Genomic DNA, 18,000 nt, shown 5'->3' with positions numbered 1-18,000 from the left:
CGGGCTCAGGTAAGATGTGGCGAACTTGACATGATTGGAGCATGAACAATGGCTGCAGGCAGTTTGCTAGCATTACTGGACGATATCGCGACGATCCTCGACGACGTTGCGGCGATGAGCAAGGTGGCGGCGAAGAAGACCGCCGGCGTGCTCGGCGACGACCTGGCGCTCAATGCGCAGCAGGTCACCGGCGTCAACGCCGAGCGCGAATTGCCGGTGGTGTGGGCAGTGGCCAAGGGCTCGTTCAAGAACAAGGCGATCCTGGTGCCGGCGGCGCTGGCGATCTCGGCCTTCGTGCCCTGGCTGATCACCCCGCTCTTGGTGATCGGTGGCGCCTTCCTGTGCTACGAAGGTTTCGAGAAGCTGGCGCACAAGTTCCTGCACAGTAAGGAAGAAGACGATCAGCGCCGTGCCGAGCTCGCCGCTGCCGTGGCCAACCCGGCGGTGGACATGTGCGCGATGGAAAAGGAGAAGATCAAGGGCGCGGTGCGCACCGACTTCATCCTGTCGGCGGAGATCATCGTGATCGCCCTCGGCACCGTGGAAAACGCGCCGTTCAACCAGCAGGTGCTGGTGCTGGTCACCATCGCACTGGCGATGACGGTCGGCGTGTACGGCCTGGTGGCGGGCATCGTCAAGATGGACGACGCCGGCCTGTCCCTGAGCCAGAAAGCCAGCGGCCTGGCGCGCGGCACCGGCAGGCTGCTGCTGGCCACCGCGCCGAAGCTGATGAAGTTCCTGTCGATTGCCGGCACCGCGGCCATGTTCATGGTCGGCGGCGGCATCATCGCCCACGCCTGGGAGCCGCTGCACCACTTCGCCGAAGGCGCGGCGCAGGTGACGGCCGGCGTGCCGGGCGTCGGCGGCGTGCTGGCGGCGATCACCCCGACCATCGTCGATGCGCTGGCCGGGGTCGTGGTCGGCGCCCTAGTGCTGATGGTCGTGACCCTCGTGCAACGCATGCGCGGCAAGAAAGCCGCCCACTGATCAAGCAGGGCGGGACCAGATCCCGCCCGTCCTTCCTCCTCCCATGGCCGCCCCGGCCAGTCCCCCTGCATACAAAACGCCAGGCCGCACTGCGGCCTGGCGCTTCCCCGCGTCAAAACGCACTCGCGGTGCATGATATTTACAAAACATGCTGCGTAAATAGACAACTATTTGACAAATTGCCAGCATGGATACTCCGCCAATAAATCATTCGCGGTAGCAATATGTTGACCGCGACTGATAAAACAATGTTCATAACAACCAAGAGCATCTATGCGTTTCTCATCCGGGTGCTGTCAGCTTAGCGCCGCCGCAATTGCAGTTGGCATGTTGATTTCCTCTGTCGCCATCGCGCAGAGTTCCGAAGGCTCGATTTATGGCCGCGGCAAGCCCGGTGACAAGATCACGATTACCAGCATCGAGAATGGCGCGACGCGCCAGATCACCGTCGATGCGAACGGCACCTATACCGCTGCCAAGCTCCAGCCGGGCTCCTACCGCGTCGAAGGCGGCGGCATCACCCGCGACGTGAACGTCGCGATCGGTTCCGGTACTGCCGTCGACCTCGGAGGCGACACCGTGGCACGGGTGGTCGTGCAGGGTAGCCACAGCCTGATCGACACCTCGACGGCGGAAACCAGCACCGTTTTCACCGCCGACCAGATCGCGGCGCTGCCGGTGGCGCGCGACATCAACGCGATCGCGATCCTGGCCCCGGGCGTGGTCCGGGGCGACCCGGACCTGGGCGGCGGCAGCCTGCCGTCCTTCGCCGGCGCATCGGTTGCCGAAAACGGCTACTACATCAACGGCTTCGACGTCACCAATATCCGTAACTTCCTCTCGTATTCCAACCTGCCGTTCGAAGCCATCGGCGCGCAGCAGGTCAAGAGCGGCGGCTACGGCGCCGAGTACGGCCGTTCCCTGGGCGGCGTGATCAGCATCGTCACCAAGCGCGGCACCAACACCTGGAAGGGCGGCGCTTCGGTCTATTTCTCGCCCGAATCGCTGCAGGCCAGCGGCCAGAACCTGCTCGATCTCGATCCCGACAACGCCAAGTACAAGGTCTTCCGCAAGTACAACAAGCAGACGGACCTGAACGCCAACGTCTATGCGGGCGGCCCGATCATCAAGGACAAGCTGTTCGTCTTCGGCGTGCTCGAAGGGCGCCGCGACACCACCGACACCTTCCTGCAGAACCGCAGCACCGAGACCAAGTCGACCCAGCCGAACGGCATGATCAAGGTCGACTTCACGCCGAACGAGACGCACCGCCTCGAGTTCACCGGCATCAGCAACAAGAGCAAGACCGACTACATCGACTATGTCCATGCCGAAGGCCAGGAATGGGCCAGCAGCCACGTCGGCACGCCAGGCACCGGTACGATCGAATCCGGCGGCCACACCCTGATCGGCAAGTACACCGGCTACCTGACCGACAACTTCACGCTGTCGGCCCTGGTCGGCGCCGTCGACGACAAGCAGCCGAGGACCACCGGCTACCGCGTGGCGGCCCTGGACTGCCCGACCGTGTACGACGTCGACGTCAACAAGCTCGGCTGCTGGAACGAACCCTTCCTGCTGAGCGCCCGTGACCCGAACGCACCCAAGTTCGACGAAGACAAGCGCCGTGCCTTCCGTATCGACGCCGACTGGACCATCGGTTCGCACTCGCTGCGCGGCGGTGTCGACTCGCAGAAATTCACATCCAGGCAGGCCGGCGACGCCTTCTCGGGCGGCATCTACTGGCGTTACCTGCGCAGCACCACCGGCGCCATCAACGGCGTGGCCAATGCGGTGGCGCCGGGCTCGCTTTACGTGCGCGGCCGCACGGTCACCAGTACCACGGGCGAATTCGAAGTCTAGAACGATGCCTACTACATCGAGGACAACTGGAAAGTTACGGACAACCTCCTGCTGTACGGCGGCATGCGCTGGGAATCCTTCGACAACATGAACGGCGAGGGCGTCAGCTTCGTCGAGGCCAAGAACCTGAAGGCGCCGCGCCTGGGCTTCTCGTGGGACGTCAAGGGTGACGCCACCACCAAGCTGTACGGCACCCTGGGCCGCTACTTCATCCCGGTCGCGTCCAACACCAACATCCGCGCCACCCGCGGTGAATATTCGGTCGACCGCTTCTACCGCTACACCGGCATGGACCCGGTTACTGCCGCCCCGCTTGGCCTGACCGAAGTCGGTACCCCGCTGGTCAATGGCGACGGCAAGCTGCCGAATCCGGCCACCGTGGCCGACATGAACCTCAAGCCGATGTCGCAGGACGAGCTGATCCTGGGCTTCCAGCAAGCGGTGATGAAGGGGTGGAGCTTCGGTGCGCGCGCCGTCTTCCGCAAGGTCAACAACGGCATGGACGATTACTGTTCTCACTCGGCATTCCAGCGATGGGCTGAAGACAATGGTCACCCGAACTTCGATTCGGGCACCATGGCGCAGTGCATGATGGTCAATCCGGGCGAGGACGTCACGCTGCAGGTCGATCTCGACAACAACGGCAAGCTGGTGCCGGTTACCTTCCCGGCTGCCTACATCGGCCTGGAGAAGTACACCCGCAAGTACGCGCCGCTGGAGTTCTCGCTGGACCGCCCGTTCGACGGCAAGTGGAGCCTGAACGCTTCGTACACCCTGTCGAAATCGAAAGGTTCGGCCGAAGGCTATGTGAACTCGGTCATCAACCAGGAAGACGCAGGCGTGTCGCAGGACTTCGACTTCCCGTCGCTGACCCATGGTTCGGAAGGCTACCTGTCGAATGACCGCCGCCACGTGCTGAAAGCCTTCGGCAACTACATGCTCAACGAGCGGATGCGCCTGGGCTTCAACGCCACCGTCGCTTCCGGCCGTCCGATCAGCTGCATCGGCTACGTGCCCTACGACGCGTTCGACTACGACGACGCCTCCGGATATAACGTCGCGTCCTCGTACTACTGCCTGAATGCGCAGGGCAAGAGCGAGCTGCACAACCGCGGTACCTTCGGCCGCACGCCCTGGAGCTCGTCGCTGGACATGTCCTTTGCCTACCTGCGGAAATTCGGTACGCACAAGCTGACCCTGCAGGTCGATGTGTTCAACGTCTTCAACTCGCAGAAAGTGACCGAGGTCGACGAGCAACGCGACTACAGCCGTGCCACTACCAGCGACGTGGAAGGCCGCCTGAACCTGAACTGGCGCCGTCCGACCTCGTACCAGACGCCGCGCGGCGTGCGCTTCACGGCACGTTACGAATTCTGATGCTTTCCAATCAGTGATTCGAGGCCGCCTTCGGGCGGCCTTTTTATTTCCGCGTCAGGCCGATATCGGCCCACTGCCAAGGCGCAGCGACGCGCGTGCATCGCGCACGCCCCAGGCAAACGCGCCCAGGGCCATCGCGCGCCGTGACCAGCAGTTCACCGGCGAACAGCGCCTCGATCCACCAGACGAAGGCCCCGTGCCACTCGCACCAAGCGAGCGAGGCGAACAGCGCCGCGAACAGGAATTCGTGGTTGATCACCACGTCGAGGAAGCCGATGACCCGTGCACTATTAACGCATAGACATAGGGCGGCACGTTTTTTCCGCCTGCTCTAGACTACTTGCGTCGCATTAGCGCGGCGCCCGCCGCCAGGCCCAGCGCAAAGCCCGCATACACGACGGCCAGCGAAGGCTTGGACAGGTGCTTTTCGTAGCCGGGGCGGAAGCGCCTGGGTGTCAGCTGGTAATCGGCGAAGCAGGCGAAGGCCGAGGTGGCCACCGCCGCGGTCAGCATGCCGACCGGCGTATTGCGGTCGAGATACTTGCCGGCGAAGCGCTCGAACAGGATCGACCAGAAGGTGGCGCTGGCATGGTGGATCAGGTAGCCCGGCACGGTGTAGCGCATGGACGGGCCGCTGTGGCGCGCCGCCTTGTCACCGTAGAGCCAGTGGCTGACCGCATTGGTGGGCGCATAGGCGCTGCCGACTTCCTTCTTGCCGAGGGCCGCCAGCGCCACCGTCGACAGGATGCTGGAGGTGGCGCCGCCGACGAGGCCGCGCTGTAGTGCCGAGTTCCAGGCTTGCGTTTGCATAGGGTCCTCTTGATCGGGTTACACTTGAATTGCGTGAAAGGAAGCATGGATGCGGATCTTGCTGACGGGAGCCAGCGGTTTCATCGGACAACACCTGCTGCAGGCATTGCTGGCCGAAGGCCACCACGTCGTCTGCGCGGTGCGCCGGCCCAGGAGCAGTACCGAATCCGGCAACAGCGCGCGTCTCGCCACCATCCATGCGGACTTCACCCAAGATACCGATAAATCCGCCTGGCTGGCGCGCCTTTCCGGCATCGACGTGGTGATCAACACGGTCGGTATTTTCCGCGAAACCGGCAGCCAGACCTTCGAGCGCCTGCACACCGAAGCGCCGCGCGCCCTGTTCGCCGCCTGCGCCGAATCGCACGAGGTGCAGATGGTGATCCAGCTCTCGGCCCTGGGCGCCGACCGCGCGGCCGACACCCGCTACCACCTGTCCAAGAAGGCGGCGGACGACTACCTGGCCTCGCTTCCCGTACGCGCCTACATCGTGCAGCCCTCGCTGGTATACGGCAGCGAGGGAACCAGCGCCAGGGTATTCCGCACCCTGGCCAGCATGCCGCTCACGCTGCGCTTCGGCAGCGCACCCCAGCTGGTGCAGCCGATCCACATCGACGACCTGGTGGCGGCCGTCACCGGCCTGCTCAAGCACCGCCTGCCGCTGCCGCCCGCTAACGGCACGGCCCTGCGCGTGCCCCTGGTCGGCCCCCAGGCGATGCCCTTCACCGACTATCTGCAGGCACTGCGCACAAGCACGGGAATGGGGCGCCAGCCGGTACTGCGGCTGCCCGGCGCGCTGGCGCGCCTGATGGCGAAGTTCGGCCGCGTGCTGCCGGGCGGACTGCTCGACGAGGAGGCGCTGCGCATGCTGGACCGCGGCAATGCCGGCGACGTATCAATGACGACCCAGCTGCTCGGCCATCCGCCGCGCCCGGTACAGGACTTCATCCGCAATCCCGGCGCCGAGCGCACCCAGGCCAAGCTGGGCTGGCTGCTGCCGGTCCTGCGCCTGTCGATCGTGGCGGTGTGGATCATCACCGCGATCGTCTCCTACGGCCTGTACCCGGTCGAGGCCAGCTACGATCTGCTGGCCCGCACCGGCATTCCGCCGGACCTGCAGCCCCTGATGCTGTACGGCGCCGCCACCTTCGACCTGGCGCTGGGCCTGGGCATCCTGTTGCTGGCGCGGCGGCGCTGGCTGTGGCTGGCGCAGCTCGGCCTGATCGGCTTCTACACCGTCGTCATCGCCGTCAAGCTGCCGGAATTCCTGCTGCATCCCTACGGGCCGCTCACCAAGAACCTGCCCATGCTGGCGGCCATCTGGCTGCTCTACGAACTGGAGGAAAGATAAATGGACTACGTCGTCGTCAAGTGGCTGCACATCCTGTCGTCCACCTTCCTGTTCGGCACCGGCATCGGCTCGGCCTGGTACATGCTGTTCGCCAACGTCAGCCGCGACGTGCGCGCGATCGCCGTGGTGGCGAAGTACGTGGTGGTGGCCGACTGGCTGTTCACGGCGACCACCGCGATCGCGCAGCCGCTCACCGGCTTCTACCTGATCCACCTGGCCGGCTACCCGCTGCACAGCAAGTGGATCATGTGGTCGATCACACTGTACGTGCTGGCCGGCGCCTGCTGGTTGCCGGTGGTGTGGCTGCAGATCCGCATGCGCGACATCGCCCAGGAGGCGGCGCGCACAGGCACCGAACTCACGCCGCAGTACTGGCGCTACTTCCGCATCTGGGTCACGCTCGGCGTGCCGGCCTTCATCGCCTTCGTGGTGATCTTCTGGCTGATGGTGGCCAAGCCGATGTGACCTCTTTCATCCTCAGGAGACCCCCATGAAGGCATACCAGATTCTTCCCGGCGCAAACATCGAGGCGCTGCAGTGCATCGACTACCCCGACCGCAACCTCGGCCACGGCGAGGTGCGCATCCGCGTGCATGCGGTGTCGCTGAACTACCGCGACCTGATGGTCGCCAGCGGCAACTACCTCGTCACCGTGGACGATCCGATCATCCCCTGCTCGGACGGCGCCGGCGAAGTCCTGGAAGTCGGGCCGGGCGTCACGCGCGTGCAGGTCGGCGACCGCGTGGCGGGCTCCTTCTTCCCCTACTGGCAGGACGGCATGACCTCGGCCGACAAGATCCGCCACGCCCTGGGCGGCGACATCGACGGCATGCTGGCCGAGGAAGTGGTGCTGCACGAGGACGCGCTGGCGAAGATCCCGGCCTCGCTGAGCTTCGTCGAGGCTTCCACCATGCCCTGCGCCGGCGTCACCGCGTGGAATGCGATCTTCGTGTCCAGCAACGGACTCAAGCCGGGCGATACCGTGCTGCTGCTCGGAACCGGCGGCGTCTCGGTGCTGGGCATGCAACTGGCCAAGGCCGCCGGCCTGCGCACCATCATCACCTCCTCGAGCGACGAGAAGCTGCAGCGCGCCCGCCATCTCGGGGCGCACCACACGATCAACTACCAGGAAATCCCCGAATGGCACGAGGAAGTGCTGGCCATGACGCAGGGCAGGGGCGCGAACGTGGTGCTGGAAGTCGGCGGCAAGGGCACGGTCAACCGCTCGGTATCGGCGGCGGCGATGGGCGGGACGGTAGCGATCATCGGCGGCGTCAGCGGCTTCGGCGGCGAGGTGAACCCGGCTTCGCTGCTGGCCACCGCCAAGCGCATGGTCGGCATCTTCGTGGGCAGCCGCGCGATGCTGGAAGACGTGATGCGCTTCGCCGACGTCACCGGCCTGAAGCCGGTGATCGACCGCGTGTTCCCGTTCGCGCGGGCCCAGGAGGCCTACCGCTACATGGAGTCAGGCTCGCACTTCGGGAAGGTGGTCATCGATGTGACCAGCCAGGATCACTGAGCTAGCGCTTCTGCGGCACCAGTTCGATCTCGTACAGCCTGGGCCACAGCTTGCCGGTGACGAACAGGCGCTTGCCCTTGCTGTCCCAGGCGATGCCGTTCAGGACCGCGTCCGGGTCGAGGGTGCCGCGCTGCGCCGGGGGCAGCAGGCCTTCGAGGTTGATCACGCCTTTCACCTTACCGCTGTCCGGATCGATACGCAGGATCAGGTCGGTGCCCCAGACATTCGAGAACAGCTCGCCCTCGACCATCTCGAGCTCGTTCAGCTGGGCGATCGGCTGGCCCTGGTGCGTCACCTGGACGCGACGCACTTCCTTCATGGTCGTCGGTTCCAGGACCCGGATGAAGGAGCTGCCGTCGCTCATGTAGACCCCTTTCGCGTCGCTGGCCAGGCCCCAGCCTTCGCCGACATACTTGAAGGTCTGCTTCAGCTTGAAGGTCTTCATGTCGAACACGTATCCGACCTGCGAAGTCCAGGTGAGGGCGAGGATGCTGTTCCCGACCGGGGTCGAGCCTTCGCCGAAGACTTCCGCCGGCATGTCGGCCTTTTGCAGCACCTTGCCGCTCTTGAGGTCGACCTTGCGCAGCGAGGAGCTGCCGTTGCGGCCCGTCGTCTCGTACAGGTGGCCGTCGCGGAAGAACAGGCCCTGGGTGAAGGCCTTCGGGTCGTGCGGATAGGTGTTCTTGACGACGAAGCCGTAGACCGGGACGGCTGCCTGGGCCGGGACGGCAATGGCGGCGGCGATGGCGAAGGTGGCGAGTGGTTTCAGCATGATGCTGAAACTCTAGCATGATCGCAGGGTGCGCGCCCGAGCGCTAGAACAGCGACAGGTTCGGCGACGGCTCGGGGGCTTTCTTGACCGTCTGCGGCGCCGCCCAGGTCTTCATCCCTGCCGCCGGATAGTGGCGGAGAAAACTGCGCGCCGTCTCCACGTCGCGGCAGGCCAGCCAGTCCTCGAGTTCTTCCGGCCTGACCACCACCAGCGAGCGCTTCTCGTCGCCGGGCTTGTGCATGCGCGACATCAAGGGGTGCTCGTCGGCGTTGATCGTGATCTGCGTGAACGAGGACTCGACCCGGCCGTCGGCCTCGGTCCACTCGCGCCACAGGCCGGCAACGAGGAAGGGGCTGTCGTCGTGCATGCCGATCGCATGGCGCAGCGCGCGGCCGCTTTCGTAGCAGGGCTCGTAGAACCAGCTCATCGGCACCGCGCATAGCTGCAGGCGGCGCCAGGCGGGGGCGAAGGAGCGCCGCTCGCCCAGCGATTCGGCGCGCGCGTTCATGGTGTCGAAGGGTTTCACCCCAGGCGGGATGTGACGGCGCGGCACCATGCCGTAGCTGGCCAGGCAGACTTCAGGGCTGCCGTCGCGACCGCGGCGCACGATCGGCGCGCTGTAGTCCTTCCAGACTTCGTCGGGCCAGCGCCAGTCGGCAGGCAGCTCGCTGAAGGCGCCGAGCGTGCCGAACTGTTCACGAGTAGGGGTATGGTAGTTGACGCACATGATCCGTCCAGCATAGTGCAAGCGCTAGAAATAGGCCAGCAGCCGTCCGCAGGCGATCACGCCGAACCACAGGCCCAGGGAGAGCAGGGCATGCAGCATGGCCCGGGGCGGCGCCCGCTCCGGCCAGGCCTCGGCCCGGCGGTAAGGCCCGGCGTGGAAGGCGAGCGCATTCAGGCCGGCCAGCACCATCAGGCCAAGCTTGAGCAGGAACACGCGGTTGGCCAGCAGCGCCAGCGGATCGGCCACGAACAGCAGCAGGCCGGTGGGAACCACCAGCAGCATGCTGCCGGCCGACCAGGGCAGCAGGTGGCGCGCCAGCGCCCTGACCGGCAGCTGGCGGCCGAAGCCGAGCACGCGCAGGTCGAACATCGCCACCGCGCCCACCAGCACCGTGAAACCGATGATGTGAAGCGTCTCGACGGCCGGGTACAGCCAGGCGCCTTCGCGCAGGGCCTGCGCCAGCGGCAAGGACGCGGCGAAGCTCGCCGCGTCTTGCAGCATCAGCGCAGCTCCGTGGTCTTGTCCTTGATGGTGATGCGTTCGGCGCGCAGCTCGCCGGCATTGCTGCGGTGTGGATAACCAACAACCGTGGCCTGGCCGCCCACTGCCAGGTTTTCCTTCGGCAGGCCGCGGTTTTCCATGCGTCCCGGCGGCGCCAGCACCACCAGCCAGGTCTTGTCGGCGGTCTTGAGGCGCACGAAGCCATGCGGCTGCATGTACCCGGACTCCTCGATGGTGCCGGACAGCGTCAGCGGCTTGTCGGCGTTGTATTCGCTCCAGCCATGGTGGGCGGAAGCGGTGGTGGCGACCAGTGCAGCGAGTAAAAGCCAGCGTTTCATGGACAGTCTCCCGTCAAGGAATAGGCAAATTATTGTACGCCCAAATCTTGTGCATCCAGCCTTCCGAGCACTTCCAGCCGGTCCGGTCCCGGCCGCGCCACCACGATCTCGCCCTGCGCCACATATTCGTTCACCAGGGCGCGGATGTTGACGTCGTGCGTGACCAGCACCAGGTTGGCCTTGTTTCCACGCCATGCAGCGGCCCGGTCCAGCACTTCGCGGGTCTTGGCGCGTGCCGCGGCCTCGCTGTCGCGGAACAGGGAATCGAGCATCGGCGCTTCTTCCACCCGGCCAAAAGCCAGGCGGGCGGTGTCGAGGCAGCGGCACCAGCGGCTCGACAGCACCGGCCCGAGCGGAATGCCGCGTTCACGGAAGGCGACGCCGAGCGCGCGTGCGTCGCGCCGGCCCTGGTCCGACAGGTTGCGCTGGGTGCTGCACACGGCCAGCCGGAAGCCGGGCGGATCGCCGATGCCGGGATGGGTGGCGGCATGGCGGATCAGCAGCACGTAGCCGCCTTCCTGCAGGCGCTGCCACAGGTCGCGCTCGGCCGCGACCAGGCGGCCGCTGGCCAGCAGGGCAGATATTGCCAGGAAGCCTCGTCGCAGCATGCTTGTCCCCTCGGATCGGCTGTGGGCATTATCCTGCCCCGGCAGCTGGACGAGCGCACGGCTGCGGGATAAGCTGACGACCATGCCCTGTGGGAACTGCGCACCCGCGCGATCCGCGCCACCTGCGCGGACCATTATGCGGGCGACATCATCGAGGCGTGGTGCGCCGCGGCGGCGCCGCCCAAGCTGCAAGCCCTGCTGGAAGCCGGTGGGGCACTTCTGGAAGAAGAAGATGGGCAAGTCCTGGGTTACGCCATCCTCAACCTGGAAACGGGCGAACTCGATGCGGCCTTCGTCGACCCGGCGCAGCAGGGACGCGGCATCGCCAGGCGCCTGCTGGCGGCGCTCGACGCGATGGCATTGGCGCACGGCTTGCGCCGGCTGTTCCTGTCGTCCTCGCTGAACGCGGTGCCGGTCTACATGGAAAAAACCTTGCCATGCGCCTCGCATGGACGCTAGCGGAGCGTCCCGCTACACTGGTTTCACGATGAATGGGAGAACACGATGCGCCTGACTGCCACCCTGCTGGCCGCCTGCCTGGCCTTGCCGCTGTCCGCCCTGGCCGACGACTCCTGCGACGGACTGGCCGGCGAACTCGCGGTCATGAAAGAGGCCGGCCAGGCGCTGCGCAAGCGCATCGACTACCTCGACCCCGAGAGCCCAGTCCAGCAAAAGCTCTTGCAGCACGTCGAGCTGGTCGACCGCACCAACAAGGAACGCCTGAAGGCCCTGCTGGCGCGCTGTGGCTGGCCATCGGCGGCCACGCATGGCGCAGGGGCAGTCAAGAATGCCTGGCTGGTGGTCCAGCAGGCGGAACGCGACCTGGTTTTCCAGAAGCAGGCGCTGGCCCTGGTCGAGCAGGCCGCCGGCGCGGGCGGCGACGGCCTGGACGAGTCCTTCGCCTACCTGTACGACCGCATCGCGGTCATGGAAAAGCGCCCGCAGCATTACGGGACGCAGCTGTCAGCCCCGACCGGGATTTACTGCGCCCTGGCGTTCGACCGCATGGACGACCGGGCGCAGGTCGAGGCGCGCCGCGCGCGGCTCGGGATGGCGCCGCTGGAGTCCTACCGGCGCGCGGTGCTGGCGGCGCAGCGTTGCCCGGTTGCGCCGCAAGATCCCGCCGATTACCACTACGGGCCGCCGGCACCGCAAGGCGTGGCGGCGCGGGCGGACATCAGACGAAAGTGAAGGTCAGCTCTTCCGGCAGGCGCGACTTCGGCAGGCCGGCATTGAAGTCCGCGTCCGAGCTATAGCCGAAGCTGGCCAGCACCACGCTGGCCAGGCCCTGCTCGTGCAGGCCGAATTCCTCGTCCAGGATCTTCTGGTCGAAGCCTTCCATCGGCGTAGCGTCGATGCCGAGCGAGGCCGCGCCCAGCAGGGCGGTGCCCAGCGCCAGGTAGACCTGCTTTTCCAGCCATTGCGGCAGGTCACGCGTGGTGTAGCGGTGGGTGCGCACATAGCCGCGCCGGCCGGCGTCCTGGCCCGCACGGGCCGCATCGTCGCGGAAGCGCCCGTCGCGCGCTTCCTGCGCCAGCAGGCGCTCCAGGTAGGCGTCGTCCATGTCGATGCGCGAGCAGAACACGATCACGTGCGAGGCATCGAGGATCTTCGCCGCGTTGTAGCCATAGCCGCCCTGCGCCGCCTTGGCCACGCGCGCCTTGCCCTCGGGGGTGTTGGCGACGATGAAGTGCCAGGGCTGCGAGTTCACCGACGAAGGGCTGTGGCGCAGCAGGCTGTAGACCTGCTGCATGAGCTCTTCGGGGACGCGGCGTTCGCTGTCGTAGGCCTTGGCGGTGTGGCGCTTGCGGGCGCTTGCGAGAATATCCATCTTGTTCGTTTCCTTAGCTTGTTACATTACATTGACTTGAAAATGTTCGAGCACGATCTTGCCGACCGCGCGGCCGCTCTCGATCAGGGCATGCGCGCGGCGCAGGTTCTCCGCCGAGATGCTGCCGTAATGCTCGCCGAGCGTGGTGCGCAGGCTGCCCTCGTCGACCATCTGCGCGACGAGATTCAGGAGCTTGTGCTGCTTGATCATGTCGTCCGTCTCGAACATCGAGCGCGTGAACATCAGCTCCCAGTGCAGCGAGATCGACTTGCGCTTGAGCGGCACGGCGTCCAGGCTGGCCGGGTCGTCGATCAGCGCGAACTGCCCCTGCGGCGCCAGCACGTCGACGATGGCGGGATAGTGCTTGTCGGTGTGCGTCAGGCTGATGACGATGTCCGCCGCCGGGAAGCCCAGCGCTTCGAGCTGCGGACGCAGCGGCTGCGCGTGATCGATGACGTGGTGGGCGCCGAGCTCGCGCACCCAGTTGCGGGTTTCCTCGCGCGAGGCGGTGCCGATCACGGTGAGCCCGGTGAGCTTGCGTGCCAACTGTAACAGGATCGAGCCGACTCCGCCGGCCGCGCCGATCACCAGCAGCGACTTCCCGCCGCCACCGCCCTCGGCGATGCGCAGGCGGTCGAACAGCAGCTCCCAGGCCGTGATCGCGGTCAGGGGCAGGGCGGCCGACTGGGCGAAATCGAGCGTTGCCGGCTTGCGGCCGACGATGCGCTCGTCCACGGCCTGGAACTGGCTGTTCGAGCCCGGACGCAGCAGCGAACCGGCGTAGAACACTTCGTCGCCTTCCTTGAACAGGGTGACGGCGCTGCCGACGCCGCGCACGATGCCGCTGGCGTCCCAGCCCAGCACGCGCGGCTCGGTGACCGGGCTGCCCAGGCGGATCTTGGTATCGACCGGATTGACGGAGACGGCGCGCACTTCCACCAGCAGGTCGTGCGGACCGGCCAGCGGCATCGGCAGCTCGATCTCCTGCAGGGACTGGGGATCGCTGATGGGCAAGCCATGCTGGGTATACACTACTGCTTTCATGTTGAATCTCCGGTAAGTTTCAAGGTCAATGACGATTCTATGTAGCAGGCCGGGGATGAAAAACCCGGCTGGAGCGATTTCACTTTCACAGCTGGAGAGAAAATGATCAGGCTGGATGACCTGGCACTGTTCGTCCGTACCGCTGCCCTGGGCAGCTTTTCGAAGGCCGCGCGCGAAGTCAATCTGCTGCCCGGGCAAGCCAGCGCGGCTATTCAGCGCCTGGAGCGCGAGCTCGACATCCGACTGTTCGCGCGCTCCACCCGCAGTCTACGCCTGACCGAGGAAGGCAAGCGCTACCTGCCCTTCGCGCAGGACGCGCTGGATGCCCTGCGCGAGGGTTACGACGGCATCCGCGGCGACGCCAACTGCCTGACCGGCACCCTGCAGATCGCGGCGCCCTCGGACTTCGGGCGCAACCTGCTGCTGCCCTGGATCTCGGAATTTCGGCGCGCCCATCCGGGGCTCGACATCCAGCTCCTGGTGTCGGACCAGGTGGCGGACGTGTTCCGCGACCCGGTCGACATCGCCCTGCGCTACGGGCAGATCGACGACGCCAGCTACGTCGCCCTGCCGGTCGCGCCCCATAACCGCCGCGTGCTGGTGGCCTCGCCCGCCTACCTCGCCCGGTACGGGCGCCCGGGTTCGCTAGACGCGCTGGCCGATCACAACTGCCTGCAATACCGGCTGCGCGGCCGCACCTACGACCGCTGGTCCTTCCCGCTGGCTGCGGGCGCGCGGCTGGTGCAGGTGTCGGGGCGGCTGGTGAGCGACGATGCCGAGGTGGTGCGGCGCTGGGCGCTGGCCGGCGAGGGCATCGCCTACAAATCCTGGCTCGACGTCAGCCAGGACGTGGCGCAGGGGCGGCTGGAAGTGCTGCTGCCGGAGCTGCCGGGCGAGCCCACCCCATTGAACCTGGTCTGCCCGCACCGCAGGCAGTTTTCGCCCGCGGTGAAGCTGTTGCATGCCCTGGTCGAAGAACGCTGCCGCCCGCTGGCGCGCGACGCCTAGGCTTCCTCGTCCATTTCCGCCGCCAAGGTGGCCATCAGTTCGACCGCCGGCATGGCGCGCGCCTGGGCGAAGTTGGTGCCACCCCAGTTGACGGAGTAATCCTGGCTGCCCTTGCCGGACGCGGCCGCATGCAGGGCCTTGGCGGCGTCGTAGGCGATCGGATAGTCCGGCAGCGGCGGATGGCCGTCGGCCCCGACCTTGAGGAACAATCGGTTGACGATGCCGCGCGCCGGCCGTCCGGAGATGACGGCCGTGAGTTCGGTCTGCAGTGCGCTGCCCTGCGCGATCAGCGCGCGGTGGTGCGGCGGGGCCGAGGACTCGGGACAGGCGATGAAGGCGCTGCCCATCTGGACCGCGCTGGCGCCGTGATAGAAGGCGGTGCGGATTTGTTTGCCGTCCATGATGCCGCCAGCCGCGACCAGCGGCAGCGCGAGCTTGTCGCGCAACTGCTCCAGCAGCTCGAAGGTGGGCAAGGCCGGATCGGGTGCGGAAGGATCGAAGATGCCGCGGTGTCCGCCCGCTTCGATGCCCTGGGCGACGATCACGTCGATGCCGGCCGCCTCGATCCGCAGCGCCTCGTCCAGCGAAGTCGCGGTGGTGAACAGGACGGCGCCGGCGGCCTTCAGCGCGTCGATCCAGTCCTGCGGCGGCAGGCCGAAATGGAAGCTGACCACGGCCGGACGCGTTTCCAGCAGCAGCTCGAGCATCGCCTCGTCCGCCAGGAAGCTGCGGTAGATTTCCGACAGCGCGGCGGGAGGCTCGGCGCCGAACTGCTCGAAGTGCGGACGCAGCCAGGCCAGCCAGGCGGCTTCGCGCGCCGGATCGGCCTGGGCCGGCGCATGGGTGAACAGGTTGGCATTGAACGGCCGGCCGGTCTTCTCGCGCACCGCCGCGATGGCGGCGCGCGCCGCCTGCACGGTCGAGGTGCCCAGGGCGATCGAGCCGAGCCCGCCCGCTTCCGAGACGGCGGCGGCCAGCGCCGGGGTGGAAACGCCCGCCATCGGGGCCTGGATGATGGGGTAGCGGATGTCCAGCTTCGACAGCAGGTCGTGGCTCATGGTTGCGGCTCCGTCAAGGTGACATCATGAGTATAGCGAGAGCCGCGCGCTTATGCGCCGCGTACCAGCAGATACGCCAGCACCAGCATCAGCGTACCGGTGGCCGCTTCGATCGCGCGCCACACCGCCGGACGGCCGAGCACCGTTGCAAAGCGCCGGGCGCCCAGGCCGAGCGCCGAGAACCACAGCACCGAGGCCGTCATCGCCCCGAGGGCAAAGGACAGGCGCGCCTCGCCGGCCAGGCTGCTGCCGACCGCGCCCAGCAGCACCACGGTATCGAGGTAGACGTGCGGGCTGAGCAGCGACAGCGCCAGCACGGTGGCCAGGGCGCGGCCCAGGGTCTGCGCCTTCGCGTCCGGCGACGCCGCGAGCGACGCGCCGCCGCGCAGGCTGCTCGTCCAGCAGCGCCAGCCATACCAGACCAGGAAGGCGGCGCCGCCGTAGCGCGCCACCGCCATCAAGGTGGGCGAGGCTTCCACCAGCGCGCCCAGGCCCGCGATGCCAAGCCCGATCAGCAGCACGTCGACCGCGATGCAGGCGGCGACCGTCGCCAGCACGTGCTGGCCGCGCACGCCGGTACGGATCACGTGCGCGTTCTGCGCACCGATGGCCATGATCAGGCTGGCTCCCAAACCCAGCCCCTGCAGGAAAATCTGTTGGGAAAACATGATGCACCTCGACGAAAACCGCCATGTTTGCTTACCACACAGCAAAATTCAAATATATTCATGATTTCTAAACTTAGTTAAGCAAAACTGATCCATGCAGATCGATCCCCGCCGCAGCGCGGCCTTCATCGCCGCCGTCGACAGCGGCAGCCTGGAAGCGGCGGCCGCCCAGCTGTCGCTCAGCCCCTCGGCCGTCTCGCAGCGCATCTCGGCGCTGGAGCAGGACTTCGGCACGCCGCTGCTGGTGCGCAGCCGCCCGTGCCGGCCGACCGGGCCGGGCACGCGCCTGCTGCAGTACCTGCGCCGCTCGACCCTGCTGGAATCGGAGTTCCTGGCCGAGATGGGCATGGACGACGGCCCGGCCCGGGTGGCGATCGCGGTCAACAACGACACCCTGGCGACCTGGCTGCTGCCGGTACTGGCGCCGATCCTCGCGCAGGAAGAACTGCTGGTGGAATTCGTGCTCGACAACCAGGGCCATACCTTCGCGCTACTGGAGCAGGGCCGGGTGGTGGCTTGCATATCGGGCGAGGCGATGCCGATGCACGGCTGCAGCGTGAGCCCGCTGGGCCAGATGCGCTACCGGATGGTCGCGTCGAACGCCTTCGCCCGGCAGTGGTTCGCCGACGGCTTCAACCGCGAGACCGCGCGCCGCGCGCCGGTGGTGGTCTTCGACCGCAAGGACTCGCTGCAGTCGGCCTTCCTGCTGAAGCACTTCGGCCTGCCCGAGGGTTCCTACCCGTTCCACTACGTGCCGGCCAGCGACCCCTTCGTGACGGCGATCCGGGTCGGCATGGGCTACGGCATGCTACCGCTGGAGCAGTGCGGCGCGATGCTGGAGGACGGCAGCCTGGTGGACCTGGCGCCCGCGCTGCACGTGGACGTGCCGCTCTACTGGCACGCCTGGCGCATCCAGCCGCCCCGGCTCGAACGCATGGGTGCGGCGCTGGTGAAGGCCGCGCGTGAGGTGCTGCTGCCTTAGGACGCATGCACGAGTTTCAGGCCCGGCCCGTTGCTGCGCTGGGCCGTGCGCGCCGGCGCCACCGGCCACCATTGCGCCACGCCCCACAGCAGTTCCGGAATCAGGAACAGCCAGACCAGCGGCAGCCCGCCCTGGGCCAGCGCCCACAGCATCCAGGTCGCGAACAGGAAGCGCCCGGCGCCGTCGTAGCGTCCCAGCGCCAGGCTCGGTTCCAGCAGGCGCCGCACCGACCACAGCAGCACCAGGCTGCCCATCAGGCAGGTAATCATGATGTGGAGCTGGGCGAAAAGCGGCAGCGCCGCACCGCCCAGCCAGAGATTGACTTTGCCCAGCTGCGGGTACAGCAGCTGGAAGGTCCAGGGCGTGGCGAAGGGCGCCACGATGAGGATATCGAACAGGGCGCTGGCGCGCGTGATGCGGAGATAGGTGGACAGCGTGACGGTCGGCATGGCGTGCTCCTGCGGCGTTGAAGGGCGCATCCACGATGCTGGCATGCCTCGCATCAATACTCTTTGCGATGGACGAAAAAAAAGGCTGGACGTGTGGACGTCCAGCC

The 18,000-nt window shown here is 66.7% G+C and carries 22 protein-coding genes; 10 read left to right on the top strand and 12 right to left on the bottom strand.

Annotated features, from left to right (window positions below; genetic code table 11):
- Window positions 1-48: 48 nt before the first annotated feature.
- The 3 genes from FG94_RS23970 to FG94_RS26275 all read left to right on the top strand — a co-directional run bounded on the left by FG94_RS23970 (window position 49) and on the right by FG94_RS26275 (window position 4,227).
- On the top strand, window positions 49-987 hold the full coding sequence (locus FG94_RS23970; protein WP_036216905.1) for a DUF808 domain-containing protein: 939 nt from the start codon (window positions 49-51) through the stop codon (window positions 985-987).
- A gap of 327 nt (window positions 988-1,314) precedes the next feature.
- Window positions 1,315-2,850 carry a TonB-dependent receptor gene (locus FG94_RS26280; protein ID WP_051997054.1) on the top strand — a complete coding sequence of 512 codons (1,536 nt, stop codon included), beginning with the start codon at window positions 1,315-1,317 and terminating at the stop codon, window positions 2,848-2,850.
- A gap of 15 nt (window positions 2,851-2,865) precedes the next feature.
- Window positions 2,866-4,227, top strand: coding sequence for a TonB-dependent receptor (locus FG94_RS26275; RefSeq protein WP_161783995.1), 1,362 nt, complete (start codon window positions 2,866-2,868; stop codon window positions 4,225-4,227).
- Window positions 4,228-4,270: 43 nt separating this feature from the next.
- Here FG94_RS26275 and FG94_RS26270 read toward each other — a convergent pair whose 3' ends face one another.
- Window positions 4,271-4,489, bottom strand: coding sequence for a hypothetical protein (locus FG94_RS26270; protein WP_051997052.1), 219 nt, complete (start codon window positions 4,487-4,489; stop codon window positions 4,271-4,273).
- 74 nt (window positions 4,490-4,563) lie between these two features.
- Window positions 4,564-5,037 carry a hypothetical protein gene (locus FG94_RS23955; RefSeq protein ID WP_036216901.1) on the bottom strand — a complete coding sequence of 158 codons (474 nt, stop codon included), beginning with the start codon at window positions 5,035-5,037 and terminating at the stop codon, window positions 4,564-4,566.
- Window positions 5,038-5,086: 49 nt separating this feature from the next.
- Between FG94_RS23955 and FG94_RS23950 the strand changes: the two genes are divergently transcribed.
- From FG94_RS23950 to FG94_RS23940, 3 genes are read left to right on the top strand one after another with little or no spacing between them, the layout of a single operon-like run.
- Window positions 5,087-6,388, top strand: a complete 1,302-nt coding sequence (locus FG94_RS23950; protein WP_036216899.1) for an SDR family oxidoreductase — start codon at window positions 5,087-5,089, stop codon at window positions 6,386-6,388.
- Window positions 6,389-6,853 carry a DUF2269 domain-containing protein gene (locus FG94_RS23945; protein WP_036216897.1) on the top strand — a complete coding sequence of 155 codons (465 nt, stop codon included), beginning with the start codon at window positions 6,389-6,391 and terminating at the stop codon, window positions 6,851-6,853.
- A 25-nt stretch (window positions 6,854-6,878) separates the two neighbouring features.
- Window positions 6,879-7,907 carry an NAD(P)-dependent alcohol dehydrogenase gene (locus tag FG94_RS23940; RefSeq protein ID WP_036216894.1) on the top strand — a complete coding sequence of 343 codons (1,029 nt, stop codon included), beginning with the start codon at window positions 6,879-6,881 and terminating at the stop codon, window positions 7,905-7,907.
- 1 nt (window position 7,908) lies between these two features.
- Here the strand turns inward: FG94_RS23940 and FG94_RS23935 are convergent, their stop codons facing one another.
- The 5 genes from FG94_RS23935 to FG94_RS23915 are packed head-to-tail and all read right to left on the bottom strand — an operon-like array spanning window position 7,909 to window position 10,853.
- Window positions 7,909-8,679, bottom strand: coding sequence for a glutaminyl-peptide cyclotransferase (locus tag FG94_RS23935; RefSeq protein WP_036216893.1), 771 nt, complete (start codon window positions 8,677-8,679; stop codon window positions 7,909-7,911).
- Window positions 8,680-8,722: 43 nt separating this feature from the next.
- Entirely contained in the window at window positions 8,723-9,406 is a 684-nt protein-coding gene (locus FG94_RS23930) for an SOS response-associated peptidase (protein ID WP_036216891.1), read from the bottom strand.
- 24 nt (window positions 9,407-9,430) lie between these two features.
- Complete coding sequence (locus FG94_RS23925; protein WP_036216889.1) at window positions 9,431-9,907, bottom strand: hypothetical protein; 477 nt, start codon at window positions 9,905-9,907, stop codon at window positions 9,431-9,433.
- Entirely contained in the window at window positions 9,907-10,245 is a 339-nt protein-coding gene (locus FG94_RS23920; RefSeq protein WP_036216887.1) for a DUF6152 family protein, read from the bottom strand. Before FG94_RS23920 ends, FG94_RS23925 begins: the two co-directional genes overlap by 1 nt.
- A 29-nt stretch (window positions 10,246-10,274) precedes the next feature.
- The gene (locus FG94_RS23915; RefSeq protein ID WP_036216990.1) at window positions 10,275-10,853 is read right to left on the bottom strand and encodes a histidine phosphatase family protein; all 579 of its coding nucleotides are present in this window, start codon (window positions 10,851-10,853) and stop codon (window positions 10,275-10,277) included.
- Window positions 10,854-10,940: 87 nt separating this feature from the next.
- Here FG94_RS23915 and FG94_RS28605 point away from each other — a divergent pair, with 87 nt between their 5' ends.
- Complete coding sequence (locus FG94_RS28605; RefSeq protein WP_081926162.1) at window positions 10,941-11,312, top strand: GNAT family N-acetyltransferase; 372 nt, start codon at window positions 10,941-10,943, stop codon at window positions 11,310-11,312.
- 45 nt (window positions 11,313-11,357) lie between these two features.
- Window positions 11,358-12,044, top strand: a complete 687-nt coding sequence (locus FG94_RS26265) for a DUF6624 domain-containing protein (protein WP_051997051.1) — start codon at window positions 11,358-11,360, stop codon at window positions 12,042-12,044.
- On the opposite strand, the gene FG94_RS23905 is transcribed toward FG94_RS26265, so the two are convergent.
- Entirely contained in the window at window positions 12,031-12,684 is a 654-nt protein-coding gene (locus FG94_RS23905) for an oxygen-insensitive NAD(P)H-dependent nitroreductase NfsB (protein ID WP_036216885.1), read from the bottom strand. The two genes, FG94_RS26265 and FG94_RS23905, sit on opposite strands and share 14 nt — an antisense overlap.
- A gap of 21 nt (window positions 12,685-12,705) precedes the next feature.
- Window positions 12,706-13,728 (bottom strand): zinc-binding alcohol dehydrogenase family protein, encoded by a 1,023-nt coding sequence (locus tag FG94_RS23900; RefSeq protein WP_036216883.1) that lies wholly within the window; start codon window positions 13,726-13,728, stop codon window positions 12,706-12,708.
- A 102-nt stretch (window positions 13,729-13,830) separates the two neighbouring features.
- On the opposite strand from FG94_RS23900, the gene FG94_RS23895 reads away from it, so the two are divergent.
- Window positions 13,831-14,736 (top strand): LysR family transcriptional regulator, encoded by a 906-nt coding sequence (locus FG94_RS23895; protein WP_036216881.1) that lies wholly within the window; start codon window positions 13,831-13,833, stop codon window positions 14,734-14,736.
- Here FG94_RS23895 and FG94_RS23890 read toward each other — a convergent pair.
- On the bottom strand, window positions 14,733-15,794 hold the full coding sequence (locus FG94_RS23890; protein ID WP_036216879.1) for a nitronate monooxygenase family protein: 1,062 nt from the start codon (window positions 15,792-15,794) through the stop codon (window positions 14,733-14,735). The two genes, FG94_RS23895 and FG94_RS23890, sit on opposite strands and share 4 nt — an antisense overlap.
- 50 nt (window positions 15,795-15,844) lie before the next feature.
- A complete protein-coding gene (locus FG94_RS23885) occupies window positions 15,845-16,462 on the bottom strand; it encodes a LysE/ArgO family amino acid transporter (RefSeq protein WP_051997050.1) in 618 nt (205 codons plus the stop codon).
- A gap of 94 nt (window positions 16,463-16,556) precedes the next feature.
- Between FG94_RS23885 and FG94_RS23880 the strand changes: the two genes are divergently transcribed.
- Entirely contained in the window at window positions 16,557-17,444 is an 888-nt protein-coding gene (locus FG94_RS23880) for a LysR family transcriptional regulator ArgP (RefSeq protein WP_036216877.1), read from the top strand.
- Here FG94_RS23880 and FG94_RS23875 read toward each other — a convergent pair.
- Window positions 17,441-17,893 carry a hypothetical protein gene (locus FG94_RS23875; RefSeq protein ID WP_051997049.1) on the bottom strand — a complete coding sequence of 151 codons (453 nt, stop codon included), beginning with the start codon at window positions 17,891-17,893 and terminating at the stop codon, window positions 17,441-17,443. The two genes, FG94_RS23880 and FG94_RS23875, sit on opposite strands and share 4 nt — an antisense overlap.
- Between the last annotated feature and the right edge of the window lie 107 nt (window positions 17,894-18,000).

This window comes from Massilia sp. LC238, from assembly GCF_000735635.1.
Taxonomy (GTDB): Bacteria; Pseudomonadota; Gammaproteobacteria; order Burkholderiales; family Burkholderiaceae_D; genus Telluria; species Telluria varians.
This window is presented reverse-complemented; position numbering and strand designations above follow the sequence as displayed.

What these genes read in the sequence shown, in the direction of transcription:
- FG94_RS23915 (WP_036216990.1), bottom strand. Translation starts at nt 10,853, where the DNA reads ATGCTGCGACGAGGCTTCCTGGCAATATCTGCCCTGCTGGCCAGCGGC.
- FG94_RS23925 (WP_036216889.1), bottom strand. Translation starts at nt 9,907, where the DNA reads ATGCTGCAAGACGCGGCGAGCTTCGCCGCGTCCTTGCCGCTGGCGCAG.
- FG94_RS23900 (WP_036216883.1), bottom strand. Translation starts at nt 13,728, where the DNA reads ATGAAAGCAGTAGTGTATACCCAGCATGGCTTGCCCATCAGCGATCCC.
- FG94_RS23970 (WP_036216905.1), top strand. Translation starts at nt 49, where the DNA reads ATGGCTGCAGGCAGTTTGCTAGCATTACTGGACGATATCGCGACGATC.
- FG94_RS23880 (WP_036216877.1), top strand. Translation starts at nt 16,557, where the DNA reads ATGCAGATCGATCCCCGCCGCAGCGCGGCCTTCATCGCCGCCGTCGAC.
- FG94_RS23885 (WP_051997050.1), bottom strand. Translation starts at nt 16,462, where the DNA reads ATGTTTTCCCAACAGATTTTCCTGCAGGGGCTGGGTTTGGGAGCCAGC.
- FG94_RS23920 (WP_036216887.1), bottom strand. Translation starts at nt 10,245, where the DNA reads ATGAAACGCTGGCTTTTACTCGCTGCACTGGTCGCCACCACCGCTTCC.
- FG94_RS26280 (WP_051997054.1), top strand. Translation starts at nt 1,315, where the DNA reads ATGTTGATTTCCTCTGTCGCCATCGCGCAGAGTTCCGAAGGCTCGATT.
- FG94_RS23890 (WP_036216879.1), bottom strand. Translation starts at nt 15,794, where the DNA reads ATGAGCCACGACCTGCTGTCGAAGCTGGACATCCGCTACCCCATCATC.
- FG94_RS23905 (WP_036216885.1), bottom strand. Translation starts at nt 12,684, where the DNA reads ATGGATATTCTCGCAAGCGCCCGCAAGCGCCACACCGCCAAGGCCTAC.
- FG94_RS23935 (WP_036216893.1), bottom strand. Translation starts at nt 8,679, where the DNA reads ATGCTGAAACCACTCGCCACCTTCGCCATCGCCGCCGCCATTGCCGTC.
- FG94_RS23945 (WP_036216897.1), top strand. Translation starts at nt 6,389, where the DNA reads ATGGACTACGTCGTCGTCAAGTGGCTGCACATCCTGTCGTCCACCTTC.
- FG94_RS26265 (WP_051997051.1), top strand. Translation starts at nt 11,358, where the DNA reads ATGCGCCTGACTGCCACCCTGCTGGCCGCCTGCCTGGCCTTGCCGCTG.
- FG94_RS23955 (WP_036216901.1), bottom strand. Translation starts at nt 5,037, where the DNA reads ATGCAAACGCAAGCCTGGAACTCGGCACTACAGCGCGGCCTCGTCGGC.
- FG94_RS23875 (WP_051997049.1), bottom strand. Translation starts at nt 17,893, where the DNA reads ATGCCGACCGTCACGCTGTCCACCTATCTCCGCATCACGCGCGCCAGC.
- FG94_RS23930 (WP_036216891.1), bottom strand. Translation starts at nt 9,406, where the DNA reads ATGTGCGTCAACTACCATACCCCTACTCGTGAACAGTTCGGCACGCTC.
- FG94_RS23940 (WP_036216894.1), top strand. Translation starts at nt 6,879, where the DNA reads ATGAAGGCATACCAGATTCTTCCCGGCGCAAACATCGAGGCGCTGCAG.
- FG94_RS23950 (WP_036216899.1), top strand. Translation starts at nt 5,087, where the DNA reads ATGCGGATCTTGCTGACGGGAGCCAGCGGTTTCATCGGACAACACCTG.
- FG94_RS23895 (WP_036216881.1), top strand. Translation starts at nt 13,831, where the DNA reads ATGATCAGGCTGGATGACCTGGCACTGTTCGTCCGTACCGCTGCCCTG.